25 protein-coding genes are annotated in these 25,462 nt (G+C 56.4%); 13 read left to right on the top strand and 12 right to left on the bottom strand.

The genetic code is table 11. The features are described from left to right. Positions 1-573, bottom strand: a complete 573-nt coding sequence (locus CUN67_RS07185) for a cytochrome b (RefSeq protein WP_208714612.1) — start codon at positions 571-573, stop codon at positions 1-3. 285 nt (positions 574-858) lie between these two features. Then, positions 859-1,974, bottom strand: a complete 1,116-nt coding sequence (solA, locus tag CUN67_RS07190) for an N-methyl-L-tryptophan oxidase (RefSeq protein ID WP_208714613.1) — start codon at positions 1,972-1,974, stop codon at positions 859-861. Positions 1,975-2,348: 374 nt separating this feature from the next. On the opposite strand from solA, the gene CUN67_RS07195 reads away from it, so the two are divergent. Genes CUN67_RS07195 through CUN67_RS07205 form a run of 3 tightly spaced genes read left to right on the top strand, consistent with a single transcriptional unit; the run spans position 2,349 to position 10,150 of the window. Continuing rightward, complete coding sequence (locus tag CUN67_RS07195) at positions 2,349-8,555, top strand: YadA-like family protein (RefSeq protein WP_208714614.1); 6,207 nt, start codon at positions 2,349-2,351, stop codon at positions 8,553-8,555. 30 nt (positions 8,556-8,585) lie between these two features. Next, positions 8,586-9,356: a hypothetical protein gene (locus CUN67_RS07200; RefSeq protein ID WP_208714615.1), complete on the top strand. Its 771-nt coding sequence runs from the start codon at positions 8,586-8,588 to the stop codon at positions 9,354-9,356. An 11-nt stretch (positions 9,357-9,367) separates the two neighbouring features. Next, entirely contained in the window at positions 9,368-10,150 is a 783-nt protein-coding gene (locus CUN67_RS07205; RefSeq protein WP_208714616.1) for a thioredoxin domain-containing protein, read from the top strand. Positions 10,151-10,229: 79 nt separating this feature from the next. Here the strand turns inward: CUN67_RS07205 and bssS are convergent, their stop codons facing one another. The 7 genes from bssS to mdtH form a co-directional block, all read right to left on the bottom strand. Next, complete coding sequence (gene bssS / locus CUN67_RS07210) at positions 10,230-10,484, bottom strand: biofilm formation regulator BssS (protein WP_208714617.1); 255 nt, start codon at positions 10,482-10,484, stop codon at positions 10,230-10,232. 288 nt (positions 10,485-10,772) lie between these two features. Further along, entirely contained in the window at positions 10,773-11,042 is a 270-nt protein-coding gene (locus CUN67_RS07215) for a hypothetical protein (protein ID WP_208714618.1), read from the bottom strand. A 143-nt stretch (positions 11,043-11,185) separates the two neighbouring features. Next, the gene (dinI, locus tag CUN67_RS07220; RefSeq protein ID WP_208714619.1) at positions 11,186-11,431 is read right to left on the bottom strand and encodes a DNA damage-inducible protein I; all 246 of its coding nucleotides are present in this window, start codon (positions 11,429-11,431) and stop codon (positions 11,186-11,188) included. Between the two features lie 68 nt (positions 11,432-11,499). Beyond that, entirely contained in the window at positions 11,500-12,546 is a 1,047-nt protein-coding gene (gene pyrC, locus CUN67_RS07225) for a dihydroorotase (RefSeq protein WP_208714620.1), read from the bottom strand. A gap of 136 nt (positions 12,547-12,682) precedes the next feature. Next, the gene (locus CUN67_RS07230) at positions 12,683-13,246 is read right to left on the bottom strand and encodes a lipoprotein (protein WP_084873859.1); all 564 of its coding nucleotides are present in this window, start codon (positions 13,244-13,246) and stop codon (positions 12,683-12,685) included. Positions 13,247-13,356: 110 nt separating this feature from the next. Continuing rightward, complete coding sequence (gene grxB, locus CUN67_RS07235) at positions 13,357-14,004, bottom strand: glutaredoxin 2 (RefSeq protein ID WP_208714621.1); 648 nt, start codon at positions 14,002-14,004, stop codon at positions 13,357-13,359. A gap of 90 nt (positions 14,005-14,094) precedes the next feature. Next, positions 14,095-15,297, bottom strand: coding sequence for a multidrug efflux MFS transporter MdtH (gene mdtH, locus CUN67_RS07240; protein WP_208714622.1), 1,203 nt, complete (start codon positions 15,295-15,297; stop codon positions 14,095-14,097). A gap of 247 nt (positions 15,298-15,544) precedes the next feature. On the opposite strand from mdtH, the gene rimJ reads away from it, so the two are divergent. The 4 genes from rimJ to murJ all read left to right on the top strand — a co-directional run bounded on the left by rimJ (position 15,545) and on the right by murJ (position 19,375). Continuing rightward, entirely contained in the window at positions 15,545-16,138 is a 594-nt protein-coding gene (gene rimJ, locus CUN67_RS07245) for a ribosomal protein S5-alanine N-acetyltransferase (RefSeq protein ID WP_084873862.1), read from the top strand. A 16-nt stretch (positions 16,139-16,154) separates the two neighbouring features. Then, positions 16,155-16,793, top strand: coding sequence for a DUF480 domain-containing protein (locus CUN67_RS07250; RefSeq protein ID WP_208714623.1), 639 nt, complete (start codon positions 16,155-16,157; stop codon positions 16,791-16,793). Position 16,794: 1 nt separating this feature from the next. Further along, positions 16,795-17,715 (top strand): Gfo/Idh/MocA family protein, encoded by a 921-nt coding sequence (locus CUN67_RS07255; protein WP_208714624.1) that lies wholly within the window; start codon positions 16,795-16,797, stop codon positions 17,713-17,715. Positions 17,716-17,836: 121 nt separating this feature from the next. Next, complete coding sequence (gene murJ / locus CUN67_RS07260) at positions 17,837-19,375, top strand: murein biosynthesis integral membrane protein MurJ (protein WP_208714625.1); 1,539 nt, start codon at positions 17,837-17,839, stop codon at positions 19,373-19,375. An 86-nt stretch (positions 19,376-19,461) separates the two neighbouring features. On the opposite strand, the gene flgN is transcribed toward murJ, so the two are convergent. From flgN to flgA, 3 genes are all read right to left on the bottom strand, one after another. After that, complete coding sequence (gene flgN, locus CUN67_RS07265) at positions 19,462-19,893, bottom strand: flagellar export chaperone FlgN (protein ID WP_208714626.1); 432 nt, start codon at positions 19,891-19,893, stop codon at positions 19,462-19,464. Between the two features lie 5 nt (positions 19,894-19,898). Next, positions 19,899-20,204, bottom strand: coding sequence for a flagellar biosynthesis anti-sigma factor FlgM (flgM, locus tag CUN67_RS07270; RefSeq protein WP_208714627.1), 306 nt, complete (start codon positions 20,202-20,204; stop codon positions 19,899-19,901). 105 nt (positions 20,205-20,309) lie between these two features. Then, positions 20,310-20,969: a flagellar basal body P-ring formation chaperone FlgA gene (gene flgA, locus CUN67_RS07275; protein WP_208714628.1), complete on the bottom strand. Its 660-nt coding sequence runs from the start codon at positions 20,967-20,969 to the stop codon at positions 20,310-20,312. A gap of 154 nt (positions 20,970-21,123) precedes the next feature. Here flgA and flgB point away from each other — a divergent pair, with 154 nt between their 5' ends. From flgB to flgG, 6 genes are read left to right on the top strand one after another with little or no spacing between them, the layout of a single operon-like run. Next, a complete protein-coding gene (gene flgB / locus CUN67_RS07280; RefSeq protein ID WP_084873869.1) occupies positions 21,124-21,537 on the top strand; it encodes a flagellar basal body rod protein FlgB in 414 nt (137 codons plus the stop codon). Between the two features lie 2 nt (positions 21,538-21,539). Then, entirely contained in the window at positions 21,540-21,944 is a 405-nt protein-coding gene (gene flgC / locus CUN67_RS07285) for a flagellar basal body rod protein FlgC (RefSeq protein WP_208714629.1), read from the top strand. Positions 21,945-21,956: 12 nt separating this feature from the next. Further along, the gene (flgD, locus tag CUN67_RS07290; protein WP_208714630.1) at positions 21,957-22,631 is read left to right on the top strand and encodes a flagellar hook assembly protein FlgD; all 675 of its coding nucleotides are present in this window, start codon (positions 21,957-21,959) and stop codon (positions 22,629-22,631) included. A gap of 26 nt (positions 22,632-22,657) precedes the next feature. Continuing rightward, the gene (gene flgE, locus CUN67_RS07295) at positions 22,658-23,878 is read left to right on the top strand and encodes a flagellar hook protein FlgE (protein WP_208714631.1); all 1,221 of its coding nucleotides are present in this window, start codon (positions 22,658-22,660) and stop codon (positions 23,876-23,878) included. A gap of 20 nt (positions 23,879-23,898) precedes the next feature. After that, positions 23,899-24,657 (top strand): flagellar basal body rod protein FlgF, encoded by a 759-nt coding sequence (locus CUN67_RS07300; protein WP_084873873.1) that lies wholly within the window; start codon positions 23,899-23,901, stop codon positions 24,655-24,657. A 16-nt stretch (positions 24,658-24,673) separates the two neighbouring features. Next, positions 24,674-25,456 carry a flagellar basal-body rod protein FlgG gene (gene flgG, locus CUN67_RS07305; protein ID WP_084873874.1) on the top strand — a complete coding sequence of 261 codons (783 nt, stop codon included), beginning with the start codon at positions 24,674-24,676 and terminating at the stop codon, positions 25,454-25,456. Positions 25,457-25,462: the final 6 nt, after the last annotated feature.

The raw sequence follows: 25,462 nt of genomic DNA on the forward strand, positions 1-25,462 counted from the left end.
TTACTTTTCCTTTTCAGAGGTTAACGGGATGCGGCAACCCAGCATCCTTTTCAGCGTGATATCACGGTCAATAAAATGGTGTTTGAGGGCAGCCAGTCCGTGCACTACGGAAAGCACGACCACCGTCCAGGCCAGCCAGAGATGAATATCGCCGGCGGTGTCCGCCTGTGCAGCGGCACCTGCCAGCAATGCGGGCACCTCAAACCAGCCAAAAAAAGAAATCGGTTTGCCATCCGCGGTGGAAATCAAATAACCGCTCAGCAGAATGGTCAGCAGCAGGGCATATAACAGCCAGTGTGCAGCAATCGCCGTGAGGCGCACCGGGGTGGAATAACTGCTCAGGGGGGCGGGCGGTGGTGACAGAAAACGCCATGCCAGACGAATCAGCAGGGCGCAGAACAACAGGATGCCAATGCTTTTATGAATTTCGGGTGCGGTATGATACCAGCCGTCGTAGTAACCCAGCCCGACCATCCATAATCCGAGCACAAACATGCCATAGATGGCCAGAGCCATTAGCCAGTGTAATAAAATGGAGACGGCACCAAACCGCAGTGGAGAATTACGCCACATCTTCTGAAATCTCAAATCAGAAATAAGTAGCAATGAGAATCCATACTTTGAAATAGAAGATCAATCAGACTTACTTTTCTATAAATAAAGAAATAACTGTTCGGGAATTATGACGTTATTAATGTCTGCCACTCAGAAATATTGAATAACATCTCCCTGAACTGACTGGATGAAAGGGACTGGCGTAATTACTACACCTTTTGCGCTTTTATCCGGCGCGAAGATTAAATTTTTGTCAGCTTATGTCAGTCTGGCCGCCGCCGTAGCAGCGGCGACCTCGGTTGATCAGGAAAAACGTGTCAGCGAGAAGGGGGTAATATCAAAGGAAAGCGGTTTGTCTTGCGCAAATTCACTGGCCAGTTCACCCAGCACGCTGGAAAATTTAAAACCATGTCCGCTTAAACCGGTAATGATTAAACGGTTGGGTTCATCAGGCAGAGTATCAATGATGAAGTCTTCATCAGGCGTATTGTCGTAGCTGCAGGCTTCACCATGTAAACATACGCCGATACCCGGGAGAAACTGACGTAAAAAGCTGAAAGCTTCACTGCCATCGGCGGCGACGCTACCAAAAGGTTTGCGATCGGCAGGGGTCTGCATGATTTGACCACCATCATGACGTCCTACCTTGAGTGCGTTATTGTCTGCCGGAAAGCCGTAGAAATGGCTGCCGTCATTCATCTCCACGGTAAAGCCAGGAAATTTGTTGTTCTCACTGTAACGACCATCAGCCTGATACCAGGCAAACACTTTGCGCACTGGCGTAACGGGTAAATCCGCCACCAGATGGCTGACCCAGGTACCGGCGCTGATCAGCAGTTTGCGTGCACGAAACTCACCCTCGCTGGTGGTGACCTGTTGCAGGTCGCCATCCCGACCGATTTGTGTCACCGGGCAGTTGAACAGTTGGGCACACCCTGCCTGTTCTGCCAGCTGCACCCAGCTACGCACTGCCTGTTCGCATTTAAGAAAACCGGAATGGGGTTCGAACACGCCAATATAACCGTCTGGCACGGTGAACTGAGGCCAGCGTTTGCGCACTTCGTCTGCCTGCAGAATTTGCACATCCAGCTTCCAGGCGCGGGCGCTGTCGATGACGTTCTGAATAAAAGTGGAAGAGATGGGGGCAAGATTGAGAATACCACTGCGGTGCATGATGCGTTCCCCGCTCTGGCTTTCCAGTTCGTCCCATAATGTTTGCGCGCGCAGCACCAGCGGAACATAACGTTCACCTTCACCGTAAGCGTGACGGATTAAGCGTGTTTCACCATGATGGGTGCCCTGAGAATGGGGTGGGTGGGCGCTGTCGATCATGAGTACCGATAGGCCCGCCTGGGTGGCGTAGAACCCTGCTGCCGCGCCAACGGAACCACTGCCTACCACAATCAGATCATAAACCATGCAACATCACTCCCTTGTTACGGCGAAATTTTTCAGCAGCATAACAAAAGCGCGCTTTCATGAAAAATCCGCCCTGCGGGATACGAAGTCTGACGCACTGAAGGATCATTATTTTCCGCAGGGGACGGTGTTAACGGACGGGTATTGTTGATCATTTTCGGCGCTTGCCTGGCTGATGGGTGTGCGAAAATTTTTCCTCCCTTTCTGGCAGTAAATATTAAGGCAATCCATAATTAGTCAAATATTACCAATAAAATTCCGCAAATTAAGCGAAGCGTGGGTTATTATTCTCAATATTTATCTATTGTAGGTTGATGTCACTAATGTAGAAACAAACGGCTTGCCTGATGCTGCGGCATCAATGGGGTTGGGTCATGAACAGAATCTATAAAACGATATGGAGCGTTGCCCAGCGCTGCATGGTCGTGGTGAGTGAGCTGGCGAAAAATGGTGCCGGGACAGTGGCTAAGAGCATTGTGCTGCTGGTTATCATGGCGTCGCAGGCGACTGACACCTATGCGATTAATAACAATTTAGCTTTTGTCGGTGTACAAGGTCCTGCTGTGGGGAATGCCAATAACTATTGTATGAATGATGGGACCACGCGCTTATTATGTGCGCCCTGGTCATCGGCAGTAACAGCGGTAAGCGGTGATAATTTCGGCTATATGTCAGGCATTAACAACAATGCCACGGGTATTTCCTGGGCGGGCACTTCTTCTGCCGGATTTTCATTCGGCGGTATCAGCAAAACGTATGTGGCAGGATCCAGCCAGATTATCGTTGAGAAAAACGCAATCACATTTAACAGTGATGCGTTCACATTCAATGGCGCTTCGGCCACCGTTAATACGACCAATGGTCTGAGCCTCTCCAGCAAGAAAATCACCTCACTGGCACCAGGTACGGCGGGTACTGATGCCGTTAACGTCGGTCAGCTATCACCGGTGGTCACTGCTTTAGGTGGAGGGGCAACGCTCAATAGCTCGACGGGTGCCGTTACAGGGCCAACTTATACCCTTACAGGCAAAACCTACACCACAGTCAACGATGCATTGCACGCGCTTGATGTCGGGGATGTGGGAATGGTGAAAGTTACAGGGCCAACGGGGGTCACCGTTGGTGCGGATACCGGTACCCTCACGGTAAACTTTACAAATTCTAATAGCCTGACCCGCAGATTGCTTGGCGTCAGTAATGGTGCTGTCGCCAGTGGCAGTAAGGAGGGGGTGAACGGTGATCAACTGTTTGCCATCGGATCTGGCCTGGCCACTGCGCTGGGTGGCGGAGCGGTGGTAAGTTCGGCGACGGGCAACATTGTCAGCATCGCTGCCCCGTCGTACGCGTTAGCGGGCCTCACCAATAGCCCCTTTAGTAACGTCGGCGATGCGCTTGCCGCGCTGAATACCAGCCTGGGTACTGCCAATACAAGTATCACCAACCTGACCACCAAAGGCACCAACTATTTCCATGCCAACTCGACGGGTACCGACTCGGCGGCAACGGGTGCCGATGCTGTGGCGATTGGCAGCAGCGCTACCGCCGCCAACATCGGTGCGGTGGCGTTGGGCGCCGGCTCCGTCACCGCAGCAGCTGTGTCAACCACCTCTGTTTCACTTGCTGGGGCAACGCATACCTTTGCTGGAAGGGCGCCCACCAGCACCGTCAGCATCGGCGCGTCGGGCAGCGAGCGCACCCTGACTAACGTGGCGGCCGGGCGGCTTGCCAGCGACAGCACCGACGCGGCGAACGGTTCCCAGCTGTTTGCCAGCAACCAGGCGATTGATTCGATTTATACCAGCATCAATTCCGGCGGGATTGGTCTGGTGAAGCAGGATACGACCAGCCGGGTGATAACCGTCGGTGGGGAAACCGATGGCGGTGAAGTGTCGTTTGCTGCCACCGGCGGAGGCACCCGCAAGCTGACTGGCGTGTCTAATGGCACCATCGCGTCGGGCAGCACCGATGCGGTCAACGGCGGCCAGCTGTTTAATGCCAACAGCACCGTCAACAACCTGATCAACAACGGCACGAAGTACTTCCACACCAACTCGACGGACCTTGACTCAGCGGCCAGCGGCACCAATGCCATTGCTGTCGGCACAGCGGCAACGGCGACCGGCGCCGATGCGGCAGCGATTGGCACCGGGGCCACCGCCACTGCTCAGGATGCGATGGCCCTCGGCACCAATACCACTGCCGCCAGTGCCGGGGATGTGGCGCTGGGTGCCAACTCCGTCACCGATCCGGTGGTCGCCACGACTTCATCCACCATCGCGGGAGTCAGCTACAACTTCGCCGGAGGAGCACCAGCCAGCACCGTCAGCATCGGCGCGCCGGGCAGCGAACGCACCCTGACCAATGTGGCGGCCGGACGGCTTAATGCCGACAGCACCGACGCGGTGAACGGTTCCCAGCTGTTTGCCAGCAACCAGGCGATTGATTCAATTTATAACAACATCAGTTCTGGCGGCATTGGTCTGGTGCGGCAGTCGGCGGCGGGTGCACCGATAACCGTGGGCGCGGCGACGGATGGCAGCCAGGTGGATTTTACCGGGACGGCCCGGGCGCGCACGCTGATCGGCGTGGCGAACGGCTCCGTCGCCTCGGGCAGCACGCAGGCGGTGAACGGCGGCCAGCTGTATACGGGTAACCAGAACCAGGCCGCGTATCTCGGCGGCGGGGCGGGGGTCAGCACCACCGACGGTTCAGTCACCGCGCCGTCGTATGCGTTAACCGGCCTCTCCGGCACGCCCTTTAACAACGTCGGCAGCGCACTGACCGCGCTGAACAGCGGACTCGGTGCCACCAACAGCAACGTCACCAGCCTCGGTAACACGGTGAACAACCTGACCACGAAAGGCACCAACTACTTCCATGCCAACTCAACGGGGGCCGACTCGGCTGCAACCGGTGCTGATGCGGTGGCGGTTGGCACCGGTGCCAGCGCATCCGCCAGGGATGCAATTGCCATCGGCAACGTCGCTTCAGCAGGCAACGCCGGGGATGTGGCGCTGGGGGCGAACTCCGTCACGGCGGCGGCGGTGGCCACGCCGTCAGCGACCATCGCGGGCACGACTTACCGTTTTGCCGGTGATGCTCCGGCCAGCACGGTGAGCATCGGGGCGGTGGACAGCGAGCGCACCCTGACCAACGTGGCCGCCGGGCAGCTCAGCGACACCAGCACCGATGCGGTGAACGGTTCGCAGCTGTTTGCCAGCAATGAAGCGATTGATACGCTGTCCACGACGATTAACGCGGGCGGCATCGGTCTGGTGCGGCAGTCGGCAGCGGGTGCACCGATAACCGTGGGCGCGGCTACGGATGGCACGCAGGTTGATTTTACCGGGACCGCCGGGGCGCGCACCCTGACCGGCGTGGCAAACGGCACGGTTGCCTCGGGCAGCACGCAGGCGGTGAACGGTGGCCAGCTGTTTGATACCAATAACTCGATCACTAATCTGACGAATCAGGGGACGAAGTATTTCCACGCCAACTCAACGGGGGCTGACTCGGCTGCAACCGGTGCCGATGCGGTAGCGGTTGGCACCGGTGCCAGCGCCAGCAGCGCGGATGCGATTGCCATTGGTAACTCGGCCTCAGCGGGCAATGCCGGTGATGTGGCGCTGGGGGCGAACTCTGTCACGGCGGCGGCAGTGGCCACGCCGTCAGCGGCCATCGCGGGCACGGTTTATCATTTTGCCGGTGATGCCCCGGCCAGCACGGTGAGCATCGGCGCGGTGGACAGCGAGCGCACCCTGACCAACGTGGCCGCCGGGCAGCTCAGCGACACCAGCACCGATGCGGTGAACGGCTCGCAGCTGTTTGCCAGCAACCAGGCGATTGATACGCTGTCTACGACGATTAACGCGGGCGGTATCGGGCTGGTGCGGCAGTCGGCAGCGGGTGCACCCATCACCGTGGGCGCCGCTACGGATGGCACGCAGGTGAATTTTACCGGGACCGCCGGGGCACGCACTCTGGCTGGTGTCGCCAACGGCACCATCGCGTCGGGCAGCACGCAGGCGGTGAACGGCGGCCAGCTGTTTGATACCAATAACTCGATCACTAATCTGACGAATCAGGGGACGAAGTATTTCCACACCAACTCGACAGACCTTGACTCCGCTGCCAGTGGTACTAATGCCATCGCCGTTGGCGCTGCGGCAACGTCGACCGGCGACGATTCCGCAGCGGTTGGCACCGGTGCCACCGCCACGGCTCAGGATGCGATAGCCCTCGGCACCAATACCACCGCCGCTAATACCGGGGATGTGGCGCTGGGCGCGAACTCCGTCACCGATCCGGTGGTCGCCACAACTTCAGCCACCATCGCGGGAGTCACCCACAACTTCGCCGGAGGAGCACCTGTCAGCACCGTCAGCATTGGCGCACCGGGCAGCGAACGCACCCTGACCAATGTGGCGGCCGGGCGACTCAGCAGCGACAGCACCGACGGAGTAAACGGCTCCCAGCTGTTTGCCAGCAATGAAGCGATTAACACGCTGTCCACCACCATCAGTTCCGGCGGCATCGGGCTGGTGAAACAGGATGCGACCAGCCGGGTGATAACTGTTGGCGGGGAAGCTGACGGCGGTGAAGTGTCGTTTTCCGCCTCCGGCGGGGGGACGCGTAAGCTGACCGGTGTTGCTGCCGGCGGGCTTGCGGCAGACAGCACCGACGCGGTCAACGGCAGCCAGCTGTTTGCCACTAACGGTAACGTCAGCAGCCTCAGCACTTCGGTGAATGATCTGACGAACAATGGCAGCCGCTACTTCCGCGCCAATTCCACAGGCACGCTACCGGCCGTCAGCGGCAACGATGCCGTGGCGATCGGCACCAGTGCTACCGCCGCCAACGCCGGGGATGTGGCGCTGGGCGCGAACTCCGTTACCGCGGCCGCGGTGACGACGACATCTGCCATGATTGCCGGGGTCAGCCATAACTTCGCCGGTGGAGCACCTGCCAGCACCGTCAGCATCGGCGCACCGGGCAGCGAGCGCACCCTGACCAACGTGGCGGCCGGGCGGCTCAGCAGCGACAGCACCGACGGGGTGAACGGCTCCCAGCTGTTTGCCAGCAACGAAGCGATTAACACGCTGTCCACCACCATCAATTCCAGCGGCATCGGTCTGGTGCGGCAGTCGGCAGCGGGTGCGCCCATCACCGTAGGGGCCGCCACCGACGGCACTCAGGTTGATTTTACCGGGACAGCCGGGAGCCGCACCCTTTCAGGCGTGGCACCTGGCAGCATCGCGTCGGGCAGTACCCAGGCCATTAACGGTTCCCAGCTTTATAGCGCCAACCAGAATATCGCCAGCGCGTTGGGCGGCGGGGCGACGGTAGGGAGTAACGGCAATCTGACCAACCCGAGCTACAACATTCAGGGCAGTATCAAAACCAACGTCGGTGATGCGCTCGGCACCCTTGATAGTGCGACGACCAGCAACACCAATAACATCGTTAACCTGGCGAATAACATTAACAACGGCAGCATTGGTCTGGTTCAGCAGGCGTCCAACGCCAGTGTTGTCACGGTCGCCGCCACGACCGGCGGTAATGAGGTGACCTTTGCTGGTACCAATGGGAATCGCAAACTGACCGGTGTGGCGGCGGGTGCGCTGTCAGCGCAAAGTACCGAGGCAGTTAACGGCAGCCAGCTCTTTGCTGTCGATCAGCAGGTGATACAAAACACCAATAACATCGTCGATCTGTATCAGAACATTAATAATTCTGGTGAAAAACTGGTGACTCAGGCAACCACCAGCAGCGAAGTGGATATTGCCCAGGGCACCGGTGGCAGTACCGTGAACGTCGCCGGTGACGAAGGCACCCGTGTTCTGACCGGGCTCAGCGCGGGGGTTAACGACAGCGATGCGGTGACGGTCGGACAAATCAAAGCGTTAGAGCTTCAGCAGGGCAACACGAAACAGCTGGCCGTGAACGCGACAGGTATCGCCACGGCCAGTGGCAGCAACGCTGCAGCTGTGGGTAGCAACGCACGTAGCACCGGGGTCAACAGCACCACGCTGGGCAATGATACCTTCGCCAGCGGAGCCAACAGTACCGTAGTCGGCAATGGCGCGGTCGCGTCTGGCGATAATAGCGTGGCAATGGGTGCCTTTAGCAGCGCAACCGCCAGCAATTCCGTGGCGCTGGGCGCCAACTCCATCGCCAGTGAGGCCAATACCGTTTCGGTGGGATCTCCCGGTAACGAACGACGTATTACCAACGTTGCGCCTGGCGTGAATGACACCGACGCCGTTAACGTGTATCAGCTGGATCAGGTGCAGGCCGCCAACAACCAGTCATTTCGCAACATCAATAACCGGGTCGATCGCTTAGATAACAAACTGACCGCAGGCGTCGCTTCCGCTATGGCGATGGCTGGATTGCCACAAGCCTGGGAGCCGTCGTCAAGTCTGGTGGGGGTCTCGGTGGCCGGGTATGACGATAAAGCCTCTCTCGCCATTGGTGTTTCGGCGATTTCCGGTAACGGCAAATGGATCACCAAACTACAAGGGTCCGGTAACAGCGAAAGCGATTTCGGGGTTTCCGTGGGCATTGGTTATCAATGGTAATGCGGTATCACCGGCAGAAGAAGATACAACATGAACAGATGGCTAGGCAGAGGAGCGGTGGTGATCGCCCTGAGTTTACTGGGCAGTGACCAGATTTCGGCGGGTGCGGATGCGCATGATATTGAAGTGTCATCCCTGCCGATTACGCAGCAGGTCATTACGTCACTGGTGCCGTTATTTGGCGGTAAACGCAATAAAATCATCATGGATCAGGTCTGCCTGTATGTCAGCGGTAAGCAGAGTCTGGATAAATTCGATACCTTTTTCACCAGCAAAGGGATTGAGGTGAAGCAACTGGCCTCTCAGGACAGCGGGTTTAGCTATCTGGCCAGCGCCAGTAAGGCCGACCTGACCACCGCCTGCGCCGCCTTTATCGCCTCGACCTTTTTTACCGAAGAAGCGCTGATTGAGGGGGCGGAGAGCAAACCTGATGACCCGCAGCTCGCCCCTAAACTCCTGCGCCTGACGCCGCTGGCGGTGGTGACGGTCAATATGCTGGCGGGGCTACTGGCTGCGCATCAGGGAGAGGTTTTTACCAGTCTCGACAGCTGTAAGAGCGTGCTGCGCCGCGATTTTGTCAGCCAGTCTGCGGATTTTATTCGGCGCACCCTGAATGGCAATTTCGTGCTGGCCGACTTTGTGGGTAACCAGACGGAAAACGGCTTTTTTTATACTTTCGCCAATGGTAATACGAGGCTGAATCTTTACGATGAAACCTGGCTGGGCGAAGGGAAAGTCATGGGAACCCGATATGTGGTGTTGCTCCGCAACATCACGCCAGATGCCACCGGGCCGAAATAAAAAGGTGAGTTATGCCGCGCAACATCATGCTCACTGCCCTGTTCACGCTGGTGATCTTACCGGCGTTTGCCGTCACAGCGCCTGCCTTCACGCCTGAACAACGGCAACAAATCGGCACGATTTCGCGTGACTATCTGCTGGCGCATCCTGAAATTCTCGACCAGATGCTGCAACAACGTCAGCGACAACGCAACGAGACCCTCCTGCAGCTAAAACGAAAAGTGATTGCATTGCACCAGACCTTGCTGGTCAGTCATGACGCGCCGCAAATCGGCCCGCCCGACGCTGCGGTAGTCGTGATTAGTTTTTATGATTATCGCTGCGTTCCCTGTGGCGCCATGTCCACCGTCATTATGCAGATGATGCGTGACAATCCACAGGTGCGTTTTGTGTTCCGGGACTGGCCGATGCCCGGAGAAGGATGGGCGTCATCGGAAACCGCATTGGCGATTGGCGTTGCTCTGTGGCAGCAACAGGGGGCGGGGGAGTGGTTGCGTTATTATCAGTCGATGTTCAAAGAGCATCTGCAGGCAGAAGATATTGCATATGTGGTGAGAGAATTGCAGGTTGCGGTTCCTTCGCAGTCTGCCGTCACCAAAGCCCGACGCGTACTGGAAAATAATTCGCAACTGGCGAACAAACTTAAGTTGGGCAACCTGCCCACGGTGATCGTGATGCCGTTACAGCGGGCTGTAGAGGAGAATACCTCGGTATTTATCAGCGCGGTATCCGCCGGGGAACTCCAGGCGGCGATTGTCAGGAGCGCTCGCAGGCAGACGTCAGGAAAAGAGTGATGCTACAAAAAACAATGCCGGTCGCCCTGAGGGACCGGCATTGACCCTGCAGGGCCTGTTTCACGCGAAATATTAAAAATTAATGCTTTTGGTTATCGCGTAGGTATTGCTCTGTGGACTCTATCTTTGCAATGCCAGCTTCGAGTATGGAGATAAACTGCCTCGCCACATCCGTGGTTAGCCAGTAGGTAGGACCAACATCTGCGTCTTCTTCTTTCTGATCCTGCGATGAGAGCGAGTGCAGGCGGATCATCATGGCGTCATAACTGTCTACAGTGCTAATGTCCCATCCGACTAATGGATGAGTCTGGATGACGTCTTTATTTCTGTCCATTATAACCTCCTTTTTACTCGTTAAACGAAGTGCTTCTTGAGGTTCAATGCGGCTTTTCTTGCACTAGCGGGATAATTATAACATGAAACGAACGGTACAATAGTTAAAAAATGTGGTGTTCAAAATCTGAGCAAAAAATAAATGCTTTTAAAATACGCTTTTAAAAAATAATAAACCGCCCGCGCTTATGGGCATTTGAAGCTGCGAATGTAAAGTCGCACTAATCAGGTTATCGGCAGCAAAGTTACCTGACTTTAGGAGAACTCTGGAACCGATTAAAGGGCGATTTTAACCCTGCGAATCATCTGGTCTTTCACCGCTGCATTTCTTAATTTCTTCGGCCAGATGGACAAATTGCTGCTGTAACTGCGTATCGTGGTTCTGGTTTTGCGCTTCCAGCAAAAGATTGTGCACCAGTAACTGGCTGGCACGATCATCAAGACAGAATGTCAGATTAGCAAAGGCATTTTCCAGCACAGTTAAGCGGCGTTGCTGTTCACCAATTAACGCCAGCAATTCGCCAAATGTCATTGCCTCTTCCGGTTTATCGTGAGTCATGGGTAAAACATCTCCTGTTAGCATGGCGGGTGCAAGAATAGGGGCGTTAATGATGATTTTAGATGCAGTGACTTTGTCTGGCGAGGGAGAAATAAAAACAAAAAAGCCGGGTGGCGAAACCCGGCAAAACTGCGCAGTGGCGGTTAATCGGTAATAAACCAGTCGTCAGCGCTTTCCCAGGTTTCCTGCAAAATATCACTGATGCGATCGCGATTTTCTTTGCAGCCACCAAATACGCTGAGCTGGTTGCCGCTGGCGTAACGGATTTTGACATGATGTTCGTCGTCGGGAAAATCCCGGCTGATGCGGCGGGTAAGTTCGGCGCTCAGCGCGTCAAGTGCGCCAGCAGGAAGGGGTTGAGTTTTTGCTACGGTAATTTCGACACGCATAAACACCTCCGGAATAATATACTGGCTATTTGTACAGTATATTGCTTCCGAAGGCAAGCATCATCACATCAGGCGGTTACGCGCCAGTTCAGGGTCTCACCGGCCAGGAAAGGCACCAGGGTATCATCGGCGATGGCCACGGTCTGTTCGACAGTCCAGGGTTCACGCACCAGCGTCAGTGTCCCCTCATTCAGTGGCAGACCATAGAAGTTCGGACCATTCTCGGAGCAGAACGCTTCGAAATGTTGCAGCGCATCCAGTTCCTCAAATACGGTGGCGTAAGCTGGCAGAGAAGTCGGAGCATTAAACACCCCGGCACAACCACAGCTGGCCTCTTTCAGATGACGCAGGTGTGGGGCGGTATCGGTGCCGAGGAATACACGACGGTTGCCACTGGCGACCAGTTTACGCAGCGCTTCCTGGTGGATATTACGTTTCAGGATCGGCAGGCAATACAGATGCGGACGCACACCGCCCACCAGCATATGGTTGCGGTTAAACATCAGGTGTTGTGGCGTAATGGTGGCACCGAGCAGTTCATTACCGGCGGCAAGATATTCCGCCGCTTCTTTGGTGGTGATGTGTTCCATCACCACTTTCAATGCCGGGAACTGCTGACGCAGCGGTTCCAGCACCGTCTCAATAAAACGCGCTTCACGGTCAAAAATATCGATGTGAGAATCGGTCACTTCACCGTGTACCAGCATCGGCATACCGATCTGCTGCATCCGCTCCAGCACGCGTGCAATGGAGGCAATATTGGTGACGCCGTGGCTGGAGTTGGTGGTGGCGTGAGCGGGATAAAGTTTAGCGGCGGTGAATACGCCAGCCCGGAAGCCCTGCTCGATCTCATCCGGGTCGAGAGAGTCGGTCAGATAGCAGGTCATCAGCGGTGTAAAGGCGTGTCCGGCGGGTAAGGCCGCAAGGATGCGATCCCGATAGGCCACCGCAGCCGCGACGCTGGTCACCGGCGGAACCAGGTTTGGCATGACAATGGCACGACTGTTTACCGCACTGGTATAAGGCAACACGGCCTGTAACATCGCGCCATCGCGCAGATGAATATGCCAGTCGTCAGGGCGGCGAATCGTGATTTGCTGGGGTTGGGCTGTCATTCAAAAGGCTCCGGCTGAGTAGAAAACGAAAGGCACGTTTAGGCCGGGGAGTAAGCATAAGGATTTGGGCAACCGTTTGCACGGGATTTTATGCGTCAGAAGCAAAACCGCGCCACAGCAGGCGCGGTCACGGGGGTTAATCAGTGAAAGGGATCACCAGCTGGCCAGGTTTAACTTCCAGTCCTTTGGCGAATTTCTTCGCCAGCGCTTCACCTTTGCTGCGATCTTCGCTCAGCACATAAGCGGGTTTTTCATTGAAATAACGCTTCAGCGATTCATTCAGATAGGGAGTCAACGTCTTCATGATCGACGCCATTTTTTCCGGCTGCACCTGGGCGTCAACAATTTCCAGATCATGCAGGTAAATCGCCCCCTGCTGAGGATTGAACACCGGTTGCGCCTTCATTTTGAGCTGCATTTCGGCCTGTTGCGGACCAAATAATGAACTGACATTGATGGTCGCTTTGCCTGTCAGGGTAATTTTGCCGGGTTCTTCACGGCCAATCTGGCTGCTCAAATCACTCAGCACGATATGTGCATTCACCAGCCCGGAGACGCCAACATCTTTCTCGAAGTTATTGTGCTTTTGCAGCGCCTGATTCACTTCCTGCTCGCTGATGGTGTACTGCGTTAATTGGTTACAGCCAGTCAGCAGCACGGCAAACAACAGGGCCAGTAGCCCGGAAAACGCCTTCTTCATACTTTCCTCATCCTGAATGATACGGCAAACGAGGCATAGCGTGCCTGAATCAGGGGCAGGTGTCACCAGGAGAGAGATGAGAAGCGCCGGTGCGCCTCTCATCATGAGGGTCAGGCTGCGATAGAGGAGAGCAGGTTGACCTGGGTTTGCTTCGCCATATTGTCGCGATAATCGGCCACGCGGCTGGGCCATTCAATACCCGCAACCAGTGTTAAGGAACGTAACAACGGAAACAGATGGATATCATCTTCGGAAAGCTCGCCGTTCACCGCATTAGGTTTGACGATTAACTTATCCAGCTGACGCAAATCGTCACTGACGTTTTTTATCAGCCCTGGCGCGTGCTTGCGCAGTTCAGTGAAGTCGCCAATGTTGGCCTGTTTTTTCTCGCGGAAATAGTTACGCGCTTCCGGCGTAGCGAACTCAGCGAAGCCCGCGTCGGCGATACGGGGTAGCAGCAGTTTGTTGACGTAACCATTGACGCGACGCAGCCAGTCGCTGATGGCCGGATTGGCTTTGCCATTCAGCAGCGGTTCACCATCTTGCTTATCCACCAGACGCACAATATCCAGGCTTTCCGGCATCGCGCTGCCATCCGCCTTTTGCAGAATGGGCGCCATCTTCTGACCAATCAGTTTTTTGGGTGTGTTCTCGTCGTCATTGAGCATGACCACCAGCTCGACTGGCAGATTTTTCAACCCAAAAATCATGCGTGCTTTGACGCAGAAAGGGCAGTGATCGTAGATGTAGAGTTTCATCCCGTTTCTCCTGTGATTATCAGGGTGACTGGCGTCACCCTTTTTTATCGGCGTGCGGGAAGTATGGGAGAGAAAGGCGACCGGGGCAAATCAGCTGCTGAACAACGCCGGGGCGACCGCGCGTGGCTGAAATTGCCACCACAGGGCCAGCAGCGTCACGCCACCTACGGTACTGAGCAGCATCCAGGGTAATTCCGGCAACGACAGTTGCTGGCCTAAATCGAACATCCAGCCTCCGCCGGAATAGCCAATCAGGCCACCCAGAGCCAGCCCGAGACGGCTGAAACCCATATAGCTGCCACGGGCGCGTGAGCTGGCAAGCGATGCGCTCAGCGTTTCTCGCGCCGGTTCCGCGATGATCGAACCGAGATAGAACACGGCGATCAGGAAGAACAGTGACGGCAGCGTGGTGGTCAGGCCAACCGGTAACAGGCTGATGGTCATCAAAAACAGCCCGGCCATCAGACGTGTTTCGAGGCGGAAACGTTTTTCGCTCCAGCGCGCCAGCGGATAGAGCAGGCTGAGTGACAGCATTGCTTCGATGGCGTACATCCATTTCACTGCCGCCGGGGCACCTGCGACCTGGTTCACCATCACCGGCAACATCAGCATCACCTGCACCGCAAGAATGTAATAACCCGTCAGCGTCAGCACATACAGGCGGAAGCGTTTGTCCTGCCAGACGCGTTGCATGCCATCACGCATCGCAATACGCTCGGTGGAAATGCGCCAGGCCGGTAACCAGATAGCATTGAATAAAGCGGCGCTGACGAACACCGCCGCGCCAACCCAGCATACCAGGCGGAAATCCCACGCCAGCAGCCAGCTGCCAATCAGCGCCCCCAACACCGCGCCCGCGCTATCCTGCATCATCAGCAGTGAAAAGAAGCGGCCGCGTTCACGCGCTCTCACCAGCTTCACCACCATCGCGCTGCGGGGCGGATCGAACAGGGTGCCGCCGAGTCCGGATAGCAGACAAGCCAGCCACAACAGCCAGGGTTCATGGGCGAGGGCCATACAGGCAAAGCCCGCCGCACGCATTAACATGCCGGTGACGATCAGGGGACGCGCACCGAAACGGTCGGCAATCGCACCGCCGAAGATGCCGAAACCCTGCTGCACAAACTGCCGCAGGCCGAGGGCAATGCCGACCATCAGCGCAGCCCAGCCGAGCTGTTCGACGAAGTGAATGGAGATAAGGGGAAATACCACAAAAAATCCCAATACCACCAGCATGTTATCCACTAATAAAAATGTTTTACCGAGGCGTCGTGCCCGCGCAACCCGAGACATGCTAAATCCTGAGCAAGGAAGAGAGGAAAAAAGAGACCAGTTGGTCTATTTTCCGCCGCCGTACGGCAGAAAAACAGGATTATCAGGATGATATTTTTTCATCGAAGCGGTAAGAAAATTTATCCTGATTAAGGATGAATTCCCGGGAACAGGATCCGGGGTTTTACCGCAGGCGGGGTGACGGTTATAGTGAGATATAACGCCGCTGGCGTACTTCCTTCTTAAGCCATGGATTTCAGGAGTCAAGATGTTTGGCTATCGTTCTGCTGGGCCGCGCGTGCGTCTCACTACCGATCGTTTGGTGGTTCGTTTAGTTCATGAGCGTGATGCCTGGCGGCTGGCGGATTACTACGCGGAAAACCGCGTGTTTCTCAAGCCCTGGGAGCCGGTACGCGATGAAAGCCATTGTTATCCGTCTGGCTGGCAAGCGCGTCTGGGACTGATTGCCGACATGCATAAGCAAGGCTCGGCATTCTATTTTGTGTTGATGGATCAGGAAGAACGCGAAGTGCGGGGCGTCGCCAACTTTAGCAACGTACTGCGGGGTTCGTTCCATGCCTGTTATCTTGGCTATTCACTGGGCGAAAAGTGGCAGGGGCAGGGGCTGATGTTTGAAGCGTTGCAGAGCGCAATCCGCTATATGCAACGGCAGCAGCATATGCACCGGATCATGGCCAACTATATGCCGCATAATCAGCGCAGCGGCGATCTGCTGGCGCGGCTGGGCTTTGAAAAAGAGGGTTATGCCAAAGATTACCTGTTGATCGATGGCCGCTGGCAGGATCATGTTCTGACAGCGCTGACCTGGCGCGAGTGGACCCCGGACCGCCGCGGATCATAAAAAAGGGAACAATGCGATGAAAATGGCTTTATCGGCGCAGGCACTGCGCGTGATTGGTTGTCTGCTGGAAAAGCAGGTCACCACCCCGGATCAATATCCTCTGTCTCTCAATGGTGTGGTCACTGCCTGCAATCAGAAATCTAACCGCGAACCGGTGATGAACCTGAGCGAAAGCGAAGTGCAGTCACAACTGGACGAGCTGGTTAAAAAACACCTGGTCACCTCGAATAACGGTTTCGGCCAGCGCGTCAGCAAATATGAACAACGGTTCTGCAACTCGGCGTTTGGCAACCTGCAACTCAGCAGCGCCGAAGTCGCCGTATTGACGCTGCTGTTTTTACGCGGGGCACAAACGCCAGGGGAGCTGCGTACCCGCAGCGGTCGCCTGCATGAATTCAGTGACATGAATGAAGTTGAACAGACACTGAATCATTTGCTCAGCCGCGAAGATGGCCCGATGGTGGTGCGGCTGGCGCGTGAACCGGGCAAACGCGAAAGTCGTTATATGCATCTGTTTGGTGGTGACGTGGTGGAGACATCCGAACCGGCAGGCGAATCAGACCATCCGGGGCTTGAAGCCCGTGTTGCACAACTGGAAGAAACTGTGGCGCAGTTGCAGGCACAGCTCGAACAGCTGCTGCAAAAGGAGCATTAAGATGACGCTACGTATCGGGATTGTTGGTTTGGGCGGCATTGCACAAAAAGCCTGGCTGTCCGTATTATCTCAGGCCGAAAGCTGGCAGCTGGCGGGTGCCTTTTCCCCCAATCAGGCCAAAGCACAGCCCATCTGCGACAGCTACCGCATACCTTATTTTGCCACGCTGGACGCGCTGGCGGCGGCCAGCGATGCGGTGTTCGTTCATAGCAGCACCGCTTCGCATTATGAGGTGGTAAAAGCGTTGCTGCTGGCAGATAAAGATGTCTGCGTCGATAAGCCGCTGGCGGAAACCCTGCAACAGGCGGAAGCGCTGGTGGCGCTGGCGGAGAAACGTAAACGTAAACTGATGGTGGCGTTTAATCGCCGCTTTGCGCCGCGTTATCAGCAGTTGCAGGCGCAGATGGCCAATGCCGCTTCACTGCGGATTGAAAAGCACCGCACGGACAGCGTCGGGCCGCAGGATTTGCGTTTTACCCTGCTGGATGATTATCTGCATGTCGTCGATACCGCGCTGTGGCTGGCGGGTGGCAAGCTGACGCGTCAGCATGGTCATATTGAGACCAATGAGCAGGGCGCGATGCTGTATGCCGAGCATCATTTCTCTGCCGGGGGCTTACAAATCACCACCAGCATGCATCGCCGTGCGGGCACCCAACGTGAAGTGGTGACGGCCGTTTGCGATGGCGATTATATCCAGATCGCCGAAATGCGTGACTGGCAGCAGGAAAATCGCGCGGGTTTACGTCTGGAGGCTCCCGCCGCGTGGCAGAGTCATCTTACCCAGCGTGGATTTAGCGGCGCTGCCCATCATTTTATTCAGTGCGTGCAAAATCAGACGATGCCTGAAACCAGTGGCGAACAAGCGCTGGCGGCACAGCGGCTGGTGGAGAAGTTGTGGCGCGATGCTGAGCAGGAATAATCCCTTGTAACACTCAATGCTGGTCATTTCCCGTTGTGGCAGTAGACTATCGCCGGGCATCTCAGGATGTCCGCGCTAAGTTGCTCATTTATCCGACACTTTTCAGGATGCGCCGCCAATTATGAATTTGTTGAAATCGCTGGCAGCGGTCAGTTCAATGACCCTGTTTTCCCGCGTGCTGGGCTTTGCCCGCGATGCCATTGTGGCGCGGGTGTTTGGCGCCGGGATGGCGACCGACGCCTTCTTTGTTGCCTTTAAATTGCCTAATCTGTTGCGACGAATTTTCGCCGAGGGGGCATTTTCTCAGGCGTTCGTGCCGATTCTGGCCGAATACAAAAGCAAGCAGGGCGACGACGCCACCCGCGTGTTTGTGGCTTATGTTTCCGGGTTATTAACGCTGGTGCTGGCGCTGGTCACGGTGCTGGGGATGGTGGCCGCGCCCTGGGTGATTGTGATTACCGCGCCGGGGTTTGCCGATACTGCGGACAAATTTGCGTTAACCAGTTCGCTGCTGCGCGTTACCTTTCCTTATATTCTGCTGATTTCGCTGGCGTCGCTGGCCGGGGCTATCCTCAATACCTGGAACCGCTTCTCCGTGCCTGCCTTTGCGCCGACACTGTTGAACATCAGCATGATTGGTTTTGCGCTCTTTGCCGCGCCGCATTTCCATCCGCCGGTGATGGCGCTGGCGTGGGCCGTGGTGGTGGGAGGGGTGTTGCAGTTGTTCTATCAACTGCCGCACCTGAAGAAAATCGGCATGCTGGTGCTGCCGCGCATTAACCTGCGCGATGCGGGTGTCTGGCGTGTGATGCGTCAGATGGGACCGGCGATTCTTGGCGTATCCGTCAGCCAGATTTCATTGATTATCAATACTATTTTCGCCTCGTTTCTGGTTTCCGGCTCGGTTTCCTGGATGTACTACGCCGATCGCCTGATGGAGTTTCCTTCCGGGGTGTTAGGGGTGGCGTTGGGGACCATTCTGTTGCCGTCGCTGGCGAAAAGTTTTTCCAGCGGCAATCACGATGAATATTCCCGCCTGATGGATTGGGGCCTGCGTCTTTGCTGTCTGCTGGCGTTGCCCAGCGCCGTGGCGCTCGGCATCCTCTCAGGTCCGCTGACCATCGCCTTATTCCAGTACGGTAAATTCACCGCCTTTGACGCCGCCATGACGCAGCGCGCCCTGATTGCCTATTCGGTCGGGCTGATGGGGCTGATTGTGGTGAAAGTACTGGCACCGGGTTTCTATTCCCGTCAGGACATTAAAACGCCGGTGAAGATCGCCATTATTACCTTGATCATGACGCAGCTGATGAACCTTGCGTTTATTGGTCCGCTGAAACATGCGGGGTTGTCGCTGTCGATTGGCCTGGCGGCTTGTCTGAATGCGGCACTGCTGTACTGGCAACTGCGTAAGCAACAGATTTTCCAGCCACAGCCGGGCTGGTTTAGCTTTTTACTGCGTCTGTTGATTGCCGTGCTGGCGATGGCTGCGGCTCTGCTGGGTTTGCTTTATGTGATGCCAGCCTGGGAAGAGGGACATATGTGGTGGCGCTTGCTGCGTCTGGCGGGAGTCTGTGCCGTCGGGGGGGGGGCATACTTTGTCATGCTGGGTGTGCTTGGCTTCCGCCCGCGTGATTTCGCCCGCCGTACTCAGGGCTGACGGTGCGCATCAATGCGCACCCTACGGATGTAGGGTCGGCATTGATGCCGACCGGGTCAATAAAGGAACGGATTTGTCCCGGTCGGTTACCCTTTGCGACTGAGCGTCGCCTGGCCTTTGCCCAATCCGTCCGGACCGTAAAATGCCTGGGTCTGATGGGGTTTGAGTACCGTTAACGCCTCATCAGTAAAGCGAATTTGCTGCTGCAACAGCAAGCCATTGTGCGTATTGGCATCACGCAGGCGCTGCGTATGCTGCTGGATGCTGCTCCAGCGGCGAGACATTTCACTGTGACCACGATAAGGTGCCTGGGTGCCGCTACTCTGCTCGGTAGTCCGGCGCATTTCGTCCAGATAGTTCAGCGTTGAAAGCAGCGCGCTCTTATCTTCAGTAATGCGCTGCAACAGGTTGCCGTTAATCAAACCGGCACCCAGTTGCTGCTGCTCCTCATTGATGACTTCACTCAGTGAGGAGAGCACTTCCTGCATCTTATCTAAGGTGGTCAACAGATTGTTCATCGGGATCAGTTACCCTCTAAATACGCCTTGTTATCAGCGATCAGCGCGTCGGCGATCTTGCCGGTATCCATTTTCAGATCGCCATTGCGAATGGCGGTTTTCAGCTGCTCAACGCGAGCGGTATTGATATCACTGCTACCCGGCTGCATCAGCTGGGACTGGGCTGCACTCAGTTTCACCTGTGAACCGCTTTCGCTGGTGCTGGTGGTGCTTGCCGTGCTGCTCTGACGCACTTTGCTGCTGTTGTCATTGCTGTCACGGGTCTGAACAGTGCTAACCGGTTGTAATGGCTGGGTTCTGTCGATGCTCATGGTCTTGCTCCTGTAAAGTCAGTCGGGGATGAGCCAACTGAGTCAGCATAGGGTAATTTCATTGTTGCTTTCACTATCGGCAGAAAAACAGGGTTCTTTAGCGCTTTATAGCGATATAAGAATATTCCCATCCTCGCCGACCCGGCCGCTGACGACCTGACCATTTCCCATACGTACGCGAACCGTCTGCGCGGTGGTCGCATTGTTCATTGCCTTGCCTTCACTACTGGCATCAAAGCCGTTACCACTGGCCACCACCAGCACATTTTGCCCGGCTTTTACTCGCCACGGCAGGCGCACCATCGTGGCGGTGACCGGCTGGCCTGGCGTGATGTCACGCATCACAATGGCATCGCTGACGCTCGCCGCGCTGAGCAGGGTGCGTGCCGGCAGGGTATCCAGCCGTCCGGATTGCAAGCGGAAATCACTGGCGCTGACGCTGCTGCCCCGCATCAACTGGTGATTCGCTACCAGATATTGTCCGGTTACCTGCACCTGAACCTGTAAATAACGACGATTCTGTCCGCAATTGGTGGCGATGCTCATGTTACCCCACTGGCGGCTATTGCCAGGCAACAGAAACTGCGGCGCATCGCAGGCTGGCCACTGCTCTTTTGGCGTACGAATAACCACATTGATGCCTGCCGCATGTTGCGGATCGCGCGCCTTAAAAAATTGCGTCAATTGCGCATCAAGTTGCGCAGCATGACCCGGCAGCACCAGCACCAGCAAAAGTGAAGACAGTAAGGTTGGAAATCTGCGCATGATACGCCTCCTGACTGAAGATGGCCCTGAGTCTACTCCTCGCGCGAAAAATTCAATGTCAAAAATAGCCGATGTTTTTGGCGCTATTCAGACGATAGCCCTTGCTTTTCCCCAATTAAGCTGTCAGCTCGAAATTCTCATTCGCGGAGGAAGCATGCTCGACAAACTCGATGCCGCGCTGCGATTTGGTACAGAAGCTCTCAACCTGCGGGCGGAGCGTCAGGAAATCCTGGCATCCAACATTGCCAACGCTGATACCCCAGGCTACCAGGCCCGGGATATCGACTTTGCCAGCCAGCTCAGCAAGGTGATGGAAAATGGTCGCGCTGATGGCAGCAGTCTGGCGCTGAATGTGACATCGGCACGTCACATCGAAGCGCAGAGCAACGCACAGCCATCAATGGACCTGCTGTACCGCATTCCCGATCAGCCTGCCGCGGATGGCAACACCGTGGATATGGACCGGGAACGCACGCAGTTCGCCGATAACAGCCTGAAATATCAAACCGATCTCACCCTCATCAGTAGCCAAATCAAAGGCATGATGAGCGTTCTGCAGGGGCAATAAGCATGGCATTGCTAAATATCTTTGATATCGCCGGGTCGGCTATGACGGCGCAATCGCAGCGCCTGAACGTCAGCGCCAGTAACCTGGCCAACGCCGATAGCGTCACCGGGCCGGATGGTCAGCCCTATGTGGCGAAACAGGTGATTTTCCAGACCGACGCCGCTCAGGGTATGGCAACCGGTGGCGTCAAGGTAGCCGGCGTGGTGGACGATCCTTCCCCGGCGAAATTGGTGTACGACCCGGGCAATCCGATGGCCGACCAGAAAGGTTACGTCAAGATGCCCAATGTGGACGTGGTGGCCGAGACCGTGAACACCATGTCGGCTTCACGTAGCTATCAGGCCAACGTTGAGGTTCTGAACACCGTGAAATCAATGATGATGAAAACGCTGACTATGGGTCAGTAACGGAGAAACACAATGGGTATCGCGGTAGGCGTTAACGAAAATCTGGACCCCACGGTCCTTAGCTCTTCCAGCAGTAGCAGCACCGGTAACAGTGCGGAAGATTTACAGAACCAGTTTCTGACCATGCTGGTCACGCAGTTACAGAATCAGGACCCGACCAACCCGATGGATAACAGCCAGCTCACCACACAGCTGGCACAGATCAACACCCTGAGCGGCATTGAAAAACTCAATACCACGCTGGGCTCCATCTCCGGGCAGATCAGCACCAGCCAGAACCTGCAAAGTTCTACGCTGATTGGTCATGGCGTGATGGTGGATGGCAGCCAGATCCTCGTGGGTAGCGGGACGACCACGCCGTTTGGTGTGGAATTGACCACCGCCTCAACCGCCACCACCGCCACCATCAAAGATTCAAGTGGTGCCACGGTACGTACCATTGACCTGGGTGCGCTGTCGTCAGGCGTTCACACCTTCTCGTGGGATGGCACGCTGACTGATGGTTCTACGGCACCGGACGGCAAATATACCGTTTCCATTGCCGCCAGCAATGGCAGCACCCAACTGGTGGCTCAACCGCTGAATTACGCCTACGTCAGTGGCGTCAGCACAACGGATGACACCTCTACACTGGACCTCGGCACCATGGGGACCGCGACCCTTGATGATGTTCGTCAGATCCTCTGATAAACCTGTAACCAGGAGCAATTAATATGTCTTTTTCCCAAGCGGTGAGCGGCCTGGGTGCTGCTTCCAGTAACCTTGACGTAATTGGTAACAACATCGCCAACTCCGCCACAGCGGGCTTTAAATCCAGCACCATTGCTTTTGCCGACATGTTTGCCGGTTCTGACGTGGGCCTGGGCACCAAAGTAGCGGCGGTGATCCAGAACTTCAACGACGGCACCACCACCACCACCAGCCGTGGCCTGGATGTGGCGCTGAGCGGCAACGGCTTCTTCCGTATGACCGACAGCAGCGGCGCGGTGTATTACTCACGTAACGGCCAGTTCACGCTGGACGAAAACCGTAACCTGGTGAATACCCAGGGTCTGTACGTGACCGGCTATCCGGCAAGTGGTTCTCCGGCCACCATTCAGACCGGTGCTAACCCGGTGGCGCTGAGCATTCCTACCACGCAGATGTCCGCGCGTGCCACGACCACGGCGACGCAGGTGGCGAACCTTAACTCCACCAGCACCACGCCGACAGTGACCACCTTTGATGCGTCTAACGTCGATAGCTACAACGCCAAAAGCACCATGACGGTATATGACTCGCAGGGTAACGATCACACCCTCGATATGTACTACGTCAAAACCGGTGATAACGCCTGGACCGTGCACGCGATTGACTCGACCACCGGCACTTCAGCGGGCGATTTTGATCTGACCTTTGATACCAGCGGTAACCTCACCAGCGTGGGTGGCGTCACCGGCGCGACCACGGTAGCTCTGAGTATTGATGGCTCGAACGGCGCTGCGGCTGGTCAGAGCATCACCCTGAGTATGCAGGGCAGCCTGCAGCAGAACACCGGCACCACCACCTTCGGCAACCCGACGCAGGATGGCTATGCACCGGGTGACCTGACCACGTACACCATCAACGACGACGGCACCATCACCGGTACTTACTCGAACCAGCAAACTCAGTTGCTGGGTCAGATCGTACTGGCGAGCTTCTCTAACCCGGAAGGTTTGCAGTCAGAAGGTGACAACGTGTGGAGCGCCACCAGCTCTTCCGGCCAGGCCGCTATCGGCACCGCAGGCACCGGCACCTTTGGTTCGCTGACCGCAGGCGCGCTGGAAGCGTCCAACGTGGATTTGAGTAATGAACTGGTGAACATGATCGTCGCGCAGCGTAACTATCAGGCGAACGCGCAGACCATCAAAACCCAGGATCAGATCCTCAACACCCTGGTCAACTTACGTTAATTCACTAACGGGATTGCATTATGGATCACGCGATATATACCGCGATGGGAGCCGCCAGCCAGACGCTGGAGCAGCAGTCCGTCACGGCCAGCAACCTCGCCAACGCCTCCACGCCGGGTTTTCGTGCCCAGCTGGAAGCTTACCGCGCGGTGCCGGTCAATGGCTGGTCGCTGCCGACGCGTACTCTGGTAACGGCCTCTACACCGGGTGCCGATATGACTGCGGGGGCGATGGACAATACCGGTCGCGCGCTCGACGTGGCGGTGCAGCAGGACGGCTGGCTGGCGGTACGCACCGCTGACGGCAGCGAAGCCTATACCCGCAACGGCAACATTCAAATCAGTTCCACTGGCATCCTGACAATCCAGGGCAATCCCGTGATGGGCGATGGCGGGCCGATTGCGGTCCCGCAGGGCGCAGAGCTGACTATCGCAACGGATGGCACCATCACCTCGCGTAACCCCGGTGATGCTCCCAATGCGACGGTGCAGATTGGTCGTCTGAAGCTGGTCACCGCCACCGGCCAGGAGCTGCAACGCAGTGACGACGGCATGTTCCGTCCCACGGCACAAACCCAGGCAACACGCGGGGCAGCGCTGGCAGAAGACACCACGGTGCAGGTTTCGCCTGGGGTTCTTGAGGGCAGTAACGTGAAACCCGTGGAAACCATGGTCGATATGATCGCCAACGCCCGACGTTTTGAGATGCAAATGAAGGTCATCTCTAACGTCGATGAAAACGAACAAAAAGCCAACCAACTGCTCAATATGAGCAGTTAAGGCTGAGGATAAAACAATGATTCGTTCTTTATGGATTGCGAAAACCGGCCTTGACGCCCAGCAAACCAACATGGACGTCATCGCCAACAACCTGGCGAACGTCAGCACCAACGGCTTTAAGCGTTCGCGTGCGGTTTTTGAAGACCTGATGTATCAGACAGTCCGTCAGCCAGGTACGCAGTCATCAGAACAAACCACCTTACCGTCTGGTATGCAGATTGGTACCGGTGTGCGTCCGGTGACCACCGAGCGTCTGCACACCCAGGGCAACCTGTCGCAGACCAGCAACTCAAAAGATCTGGCAATCAACGGCCAGGGCTACTTTGAAGTACAGATGCCGGATGGCACCTCTGCCTATACCCGCGATGGTTCGTTCCAGGTGGATCAGAATGGTCAGCTGGTGACCAACGCCGGTTATCCGGTACAGCCGGGGATCACCATTCCGGCCAACGCCACCGCCATTACGGTTTCACGCGATGGCGTGGTGGATGTGACGGTGCAGGGGCAGACCAACCCGACGCAGGTAGGCCAGCTGACGCTCAGCACCTTTATGAACGATGCCGGTCTCGACAGCCTGGGGGAAAACCTCTACCAGGAAACACAGGCGTCAGGCGCGCCGACCCAAAGCACGCCGGGTCAGAACGGTGCCGGTCTGCTGTATCAGGGTTATGTGGAAACCTCAAACGTTAACGTGGCGGAAGAACTGGTGTCGATGATCCAGACGCAACGTGCTTATGAGATCAACAGCAAAGCGGTCAGCACCTCCGATCAGATGCTGCAGAAGTTAACCCAGTTATAAATCTGG

It is taken from the genome of Pantoea cypripedii (genome assembly GCF_011395035.1).
Taxonomy (GTDB): Bacteria; Pseudomonadota; Gammaproteobacteria; order Enterobacterales; family Enterobacteriaceae; genus Pantoea; species Pantoea cypripedii_A.

Coding starts and splice junctions, on each gene's coding strand:
- rimJ (WP_084873862.1), top strand. CDS start 15,545: ATGTTTGGCTATCGTTCTGCTGGGCCGCGCGTGCGTCTCACTACCGAT.
- grxB (WP_208714621.1), bottom strand. CDS start 14,004: ATGAAACTCTACATCTACGATCACTGCCCTTTCTGCGTCAAAGCACGC.
- flgB (WP_084873869.1), top strand. CDS start 21,124: ATGCTCGACAAACTCGATGCCGCGCTGCGATTTGGTACAGAAGCTCTC.
- CUN67_RS07215 (WP_208714618.1), bottom strand. CDS start 11,042: ATGACTCACGATAAACCGGAAGAGGCAATGACATTTGGCGAATTGCTG.
- flgE (WP_208714631.1), top strand. CDS start 22,658: ATGTCTTTTTCCCAAGCGGTGAGCGGCCTGGGTGCTGCTTCCAGTAAC.
- flgG (WP_084873874.1), top strand. CDS start 24,674: ATGATTCGTTCTTTATGGATTGCGAAAACCGGCCTTGACGCCCAGCAA.
- CUN67_RS07300 (WP_084873873.1), top strand. CDS start 23,899: ATGGATCACGCGATATATACCGCGATGGGAGCCGCCAGCCAGACGCTG.
- pyrC (WP_208714620.1), bottom strand. CDS start 12,546: ATGACAGCCCAACCCCAGCAAATCACGATTCGCCGCCCTGACGACTGG.
- CUN67_RS07230 (WP_084873859.1), bottom strand. CDS start 13,246: ATGAAGAAGGCGTTTTCCGGGCTACTGGCCCTGTTGTTTGCCGTGCTG.
- mdtH (WP_208714622.1), bottom strand. CDS start 15,297: ATGTCTCGGGTTGCGCGGGCACGACGCCTCGGTAAAACATTTTTATTA.
- CUN67_RS07195 (WP_208714614.1), top strand. CDS start 2,349: ATGAACAGAATCTATAAAACGATATGGAGCGTTGCCCAGCGCTGCATG.
- flgM (WP_208714627.1), bottom strand. CDS start 20,204: ATGAGCATCGACAGAACCCAGCCATTACAACCGGTTAGCACTGTTCAG.
- bssS (WP_208714617.1), bottom strand. CDS start 10,484: ATGGACAGAAATAAAGACGTCATCCAGACTCATCCATTAGTCGGATGG.
- CUN67_RS07250 (WP_208714623.1), top strand. CDS start 16,155: ATGAAAATGGCTTTATCGGCGCAGGCACTGCGCGTGATTGGTTGTCTG.
- CUN67_RS07200 (WP_208714615.1), top strand. CDS start 8,586: ATGAACAGATGGCTAGGCAGAGGAGCGGTGGTGATCGCCCTGAGTTTA.
- flgA (WP_208714628.1), bottom strand. CDS start 20,969: ATGCGCAGATTTCCAACCTTACTGTCTTCACTTTTGCTGGTGCTGGTG.
- dinI (WP_208714619.1), bottom strand. CDS start 11,431: ATGCGTGTCGAAATTACCGTAGCAAAAACTCAACCCCTTCCTGCTGGC.
- flgN (WP_208714626.1), bottom strand. CDS start 19,893: ATGAACAATCTGTTGACCACCTTAGATAAGATGCAGGAAGTGCTCTCC.
- murJ (WP_208714625.1), top strand. CDS start 17,837: ATGAATTTGTTGAAATCGCTGGCAGCGGTCAGTTCAATGACCCTGTTT.
- solA (WP_208714613.1), bottom strand. CDS start 1,974: ATGGTTTATGATCTGATTGTGGTAGGCAGTGGTTCCGTTGGCGCGGCA.
- CUN67_RS07185 (WP_208714612.1), bottom strand. CDS start 573: ATGTGGCGTAATTCTCCACTGCGGTTTGGTGCCGTCTCCATTTTATTA.
- flgD (WP_208714630.1), top strand. CDS start 21,957: ATGGGTATCGCGGTAGGCGTTAACGAAAATCTGGACCCCACGGTCCTT.
- CUN67_RS07255 (WP_208714624.1), top strand. CDS start 16,795: ATGACGCTACGTATCGGGATTGTTGGTTTGGGCGGCATTGCACAAAAA.
- CUN67_RS07205 (WP_208714616.1), top strand. CDS start 9,368: ATGCCGCGCAACATCATGCTCACTGCCCTGTTCACGCTGGTGATCTTA.
- flgC (WP_208714629.1), top strand. CDS start 21,540: ATGGCATTGCTAAATATCTTTGATATCGCCGGGTCGGCTATGACGGCG.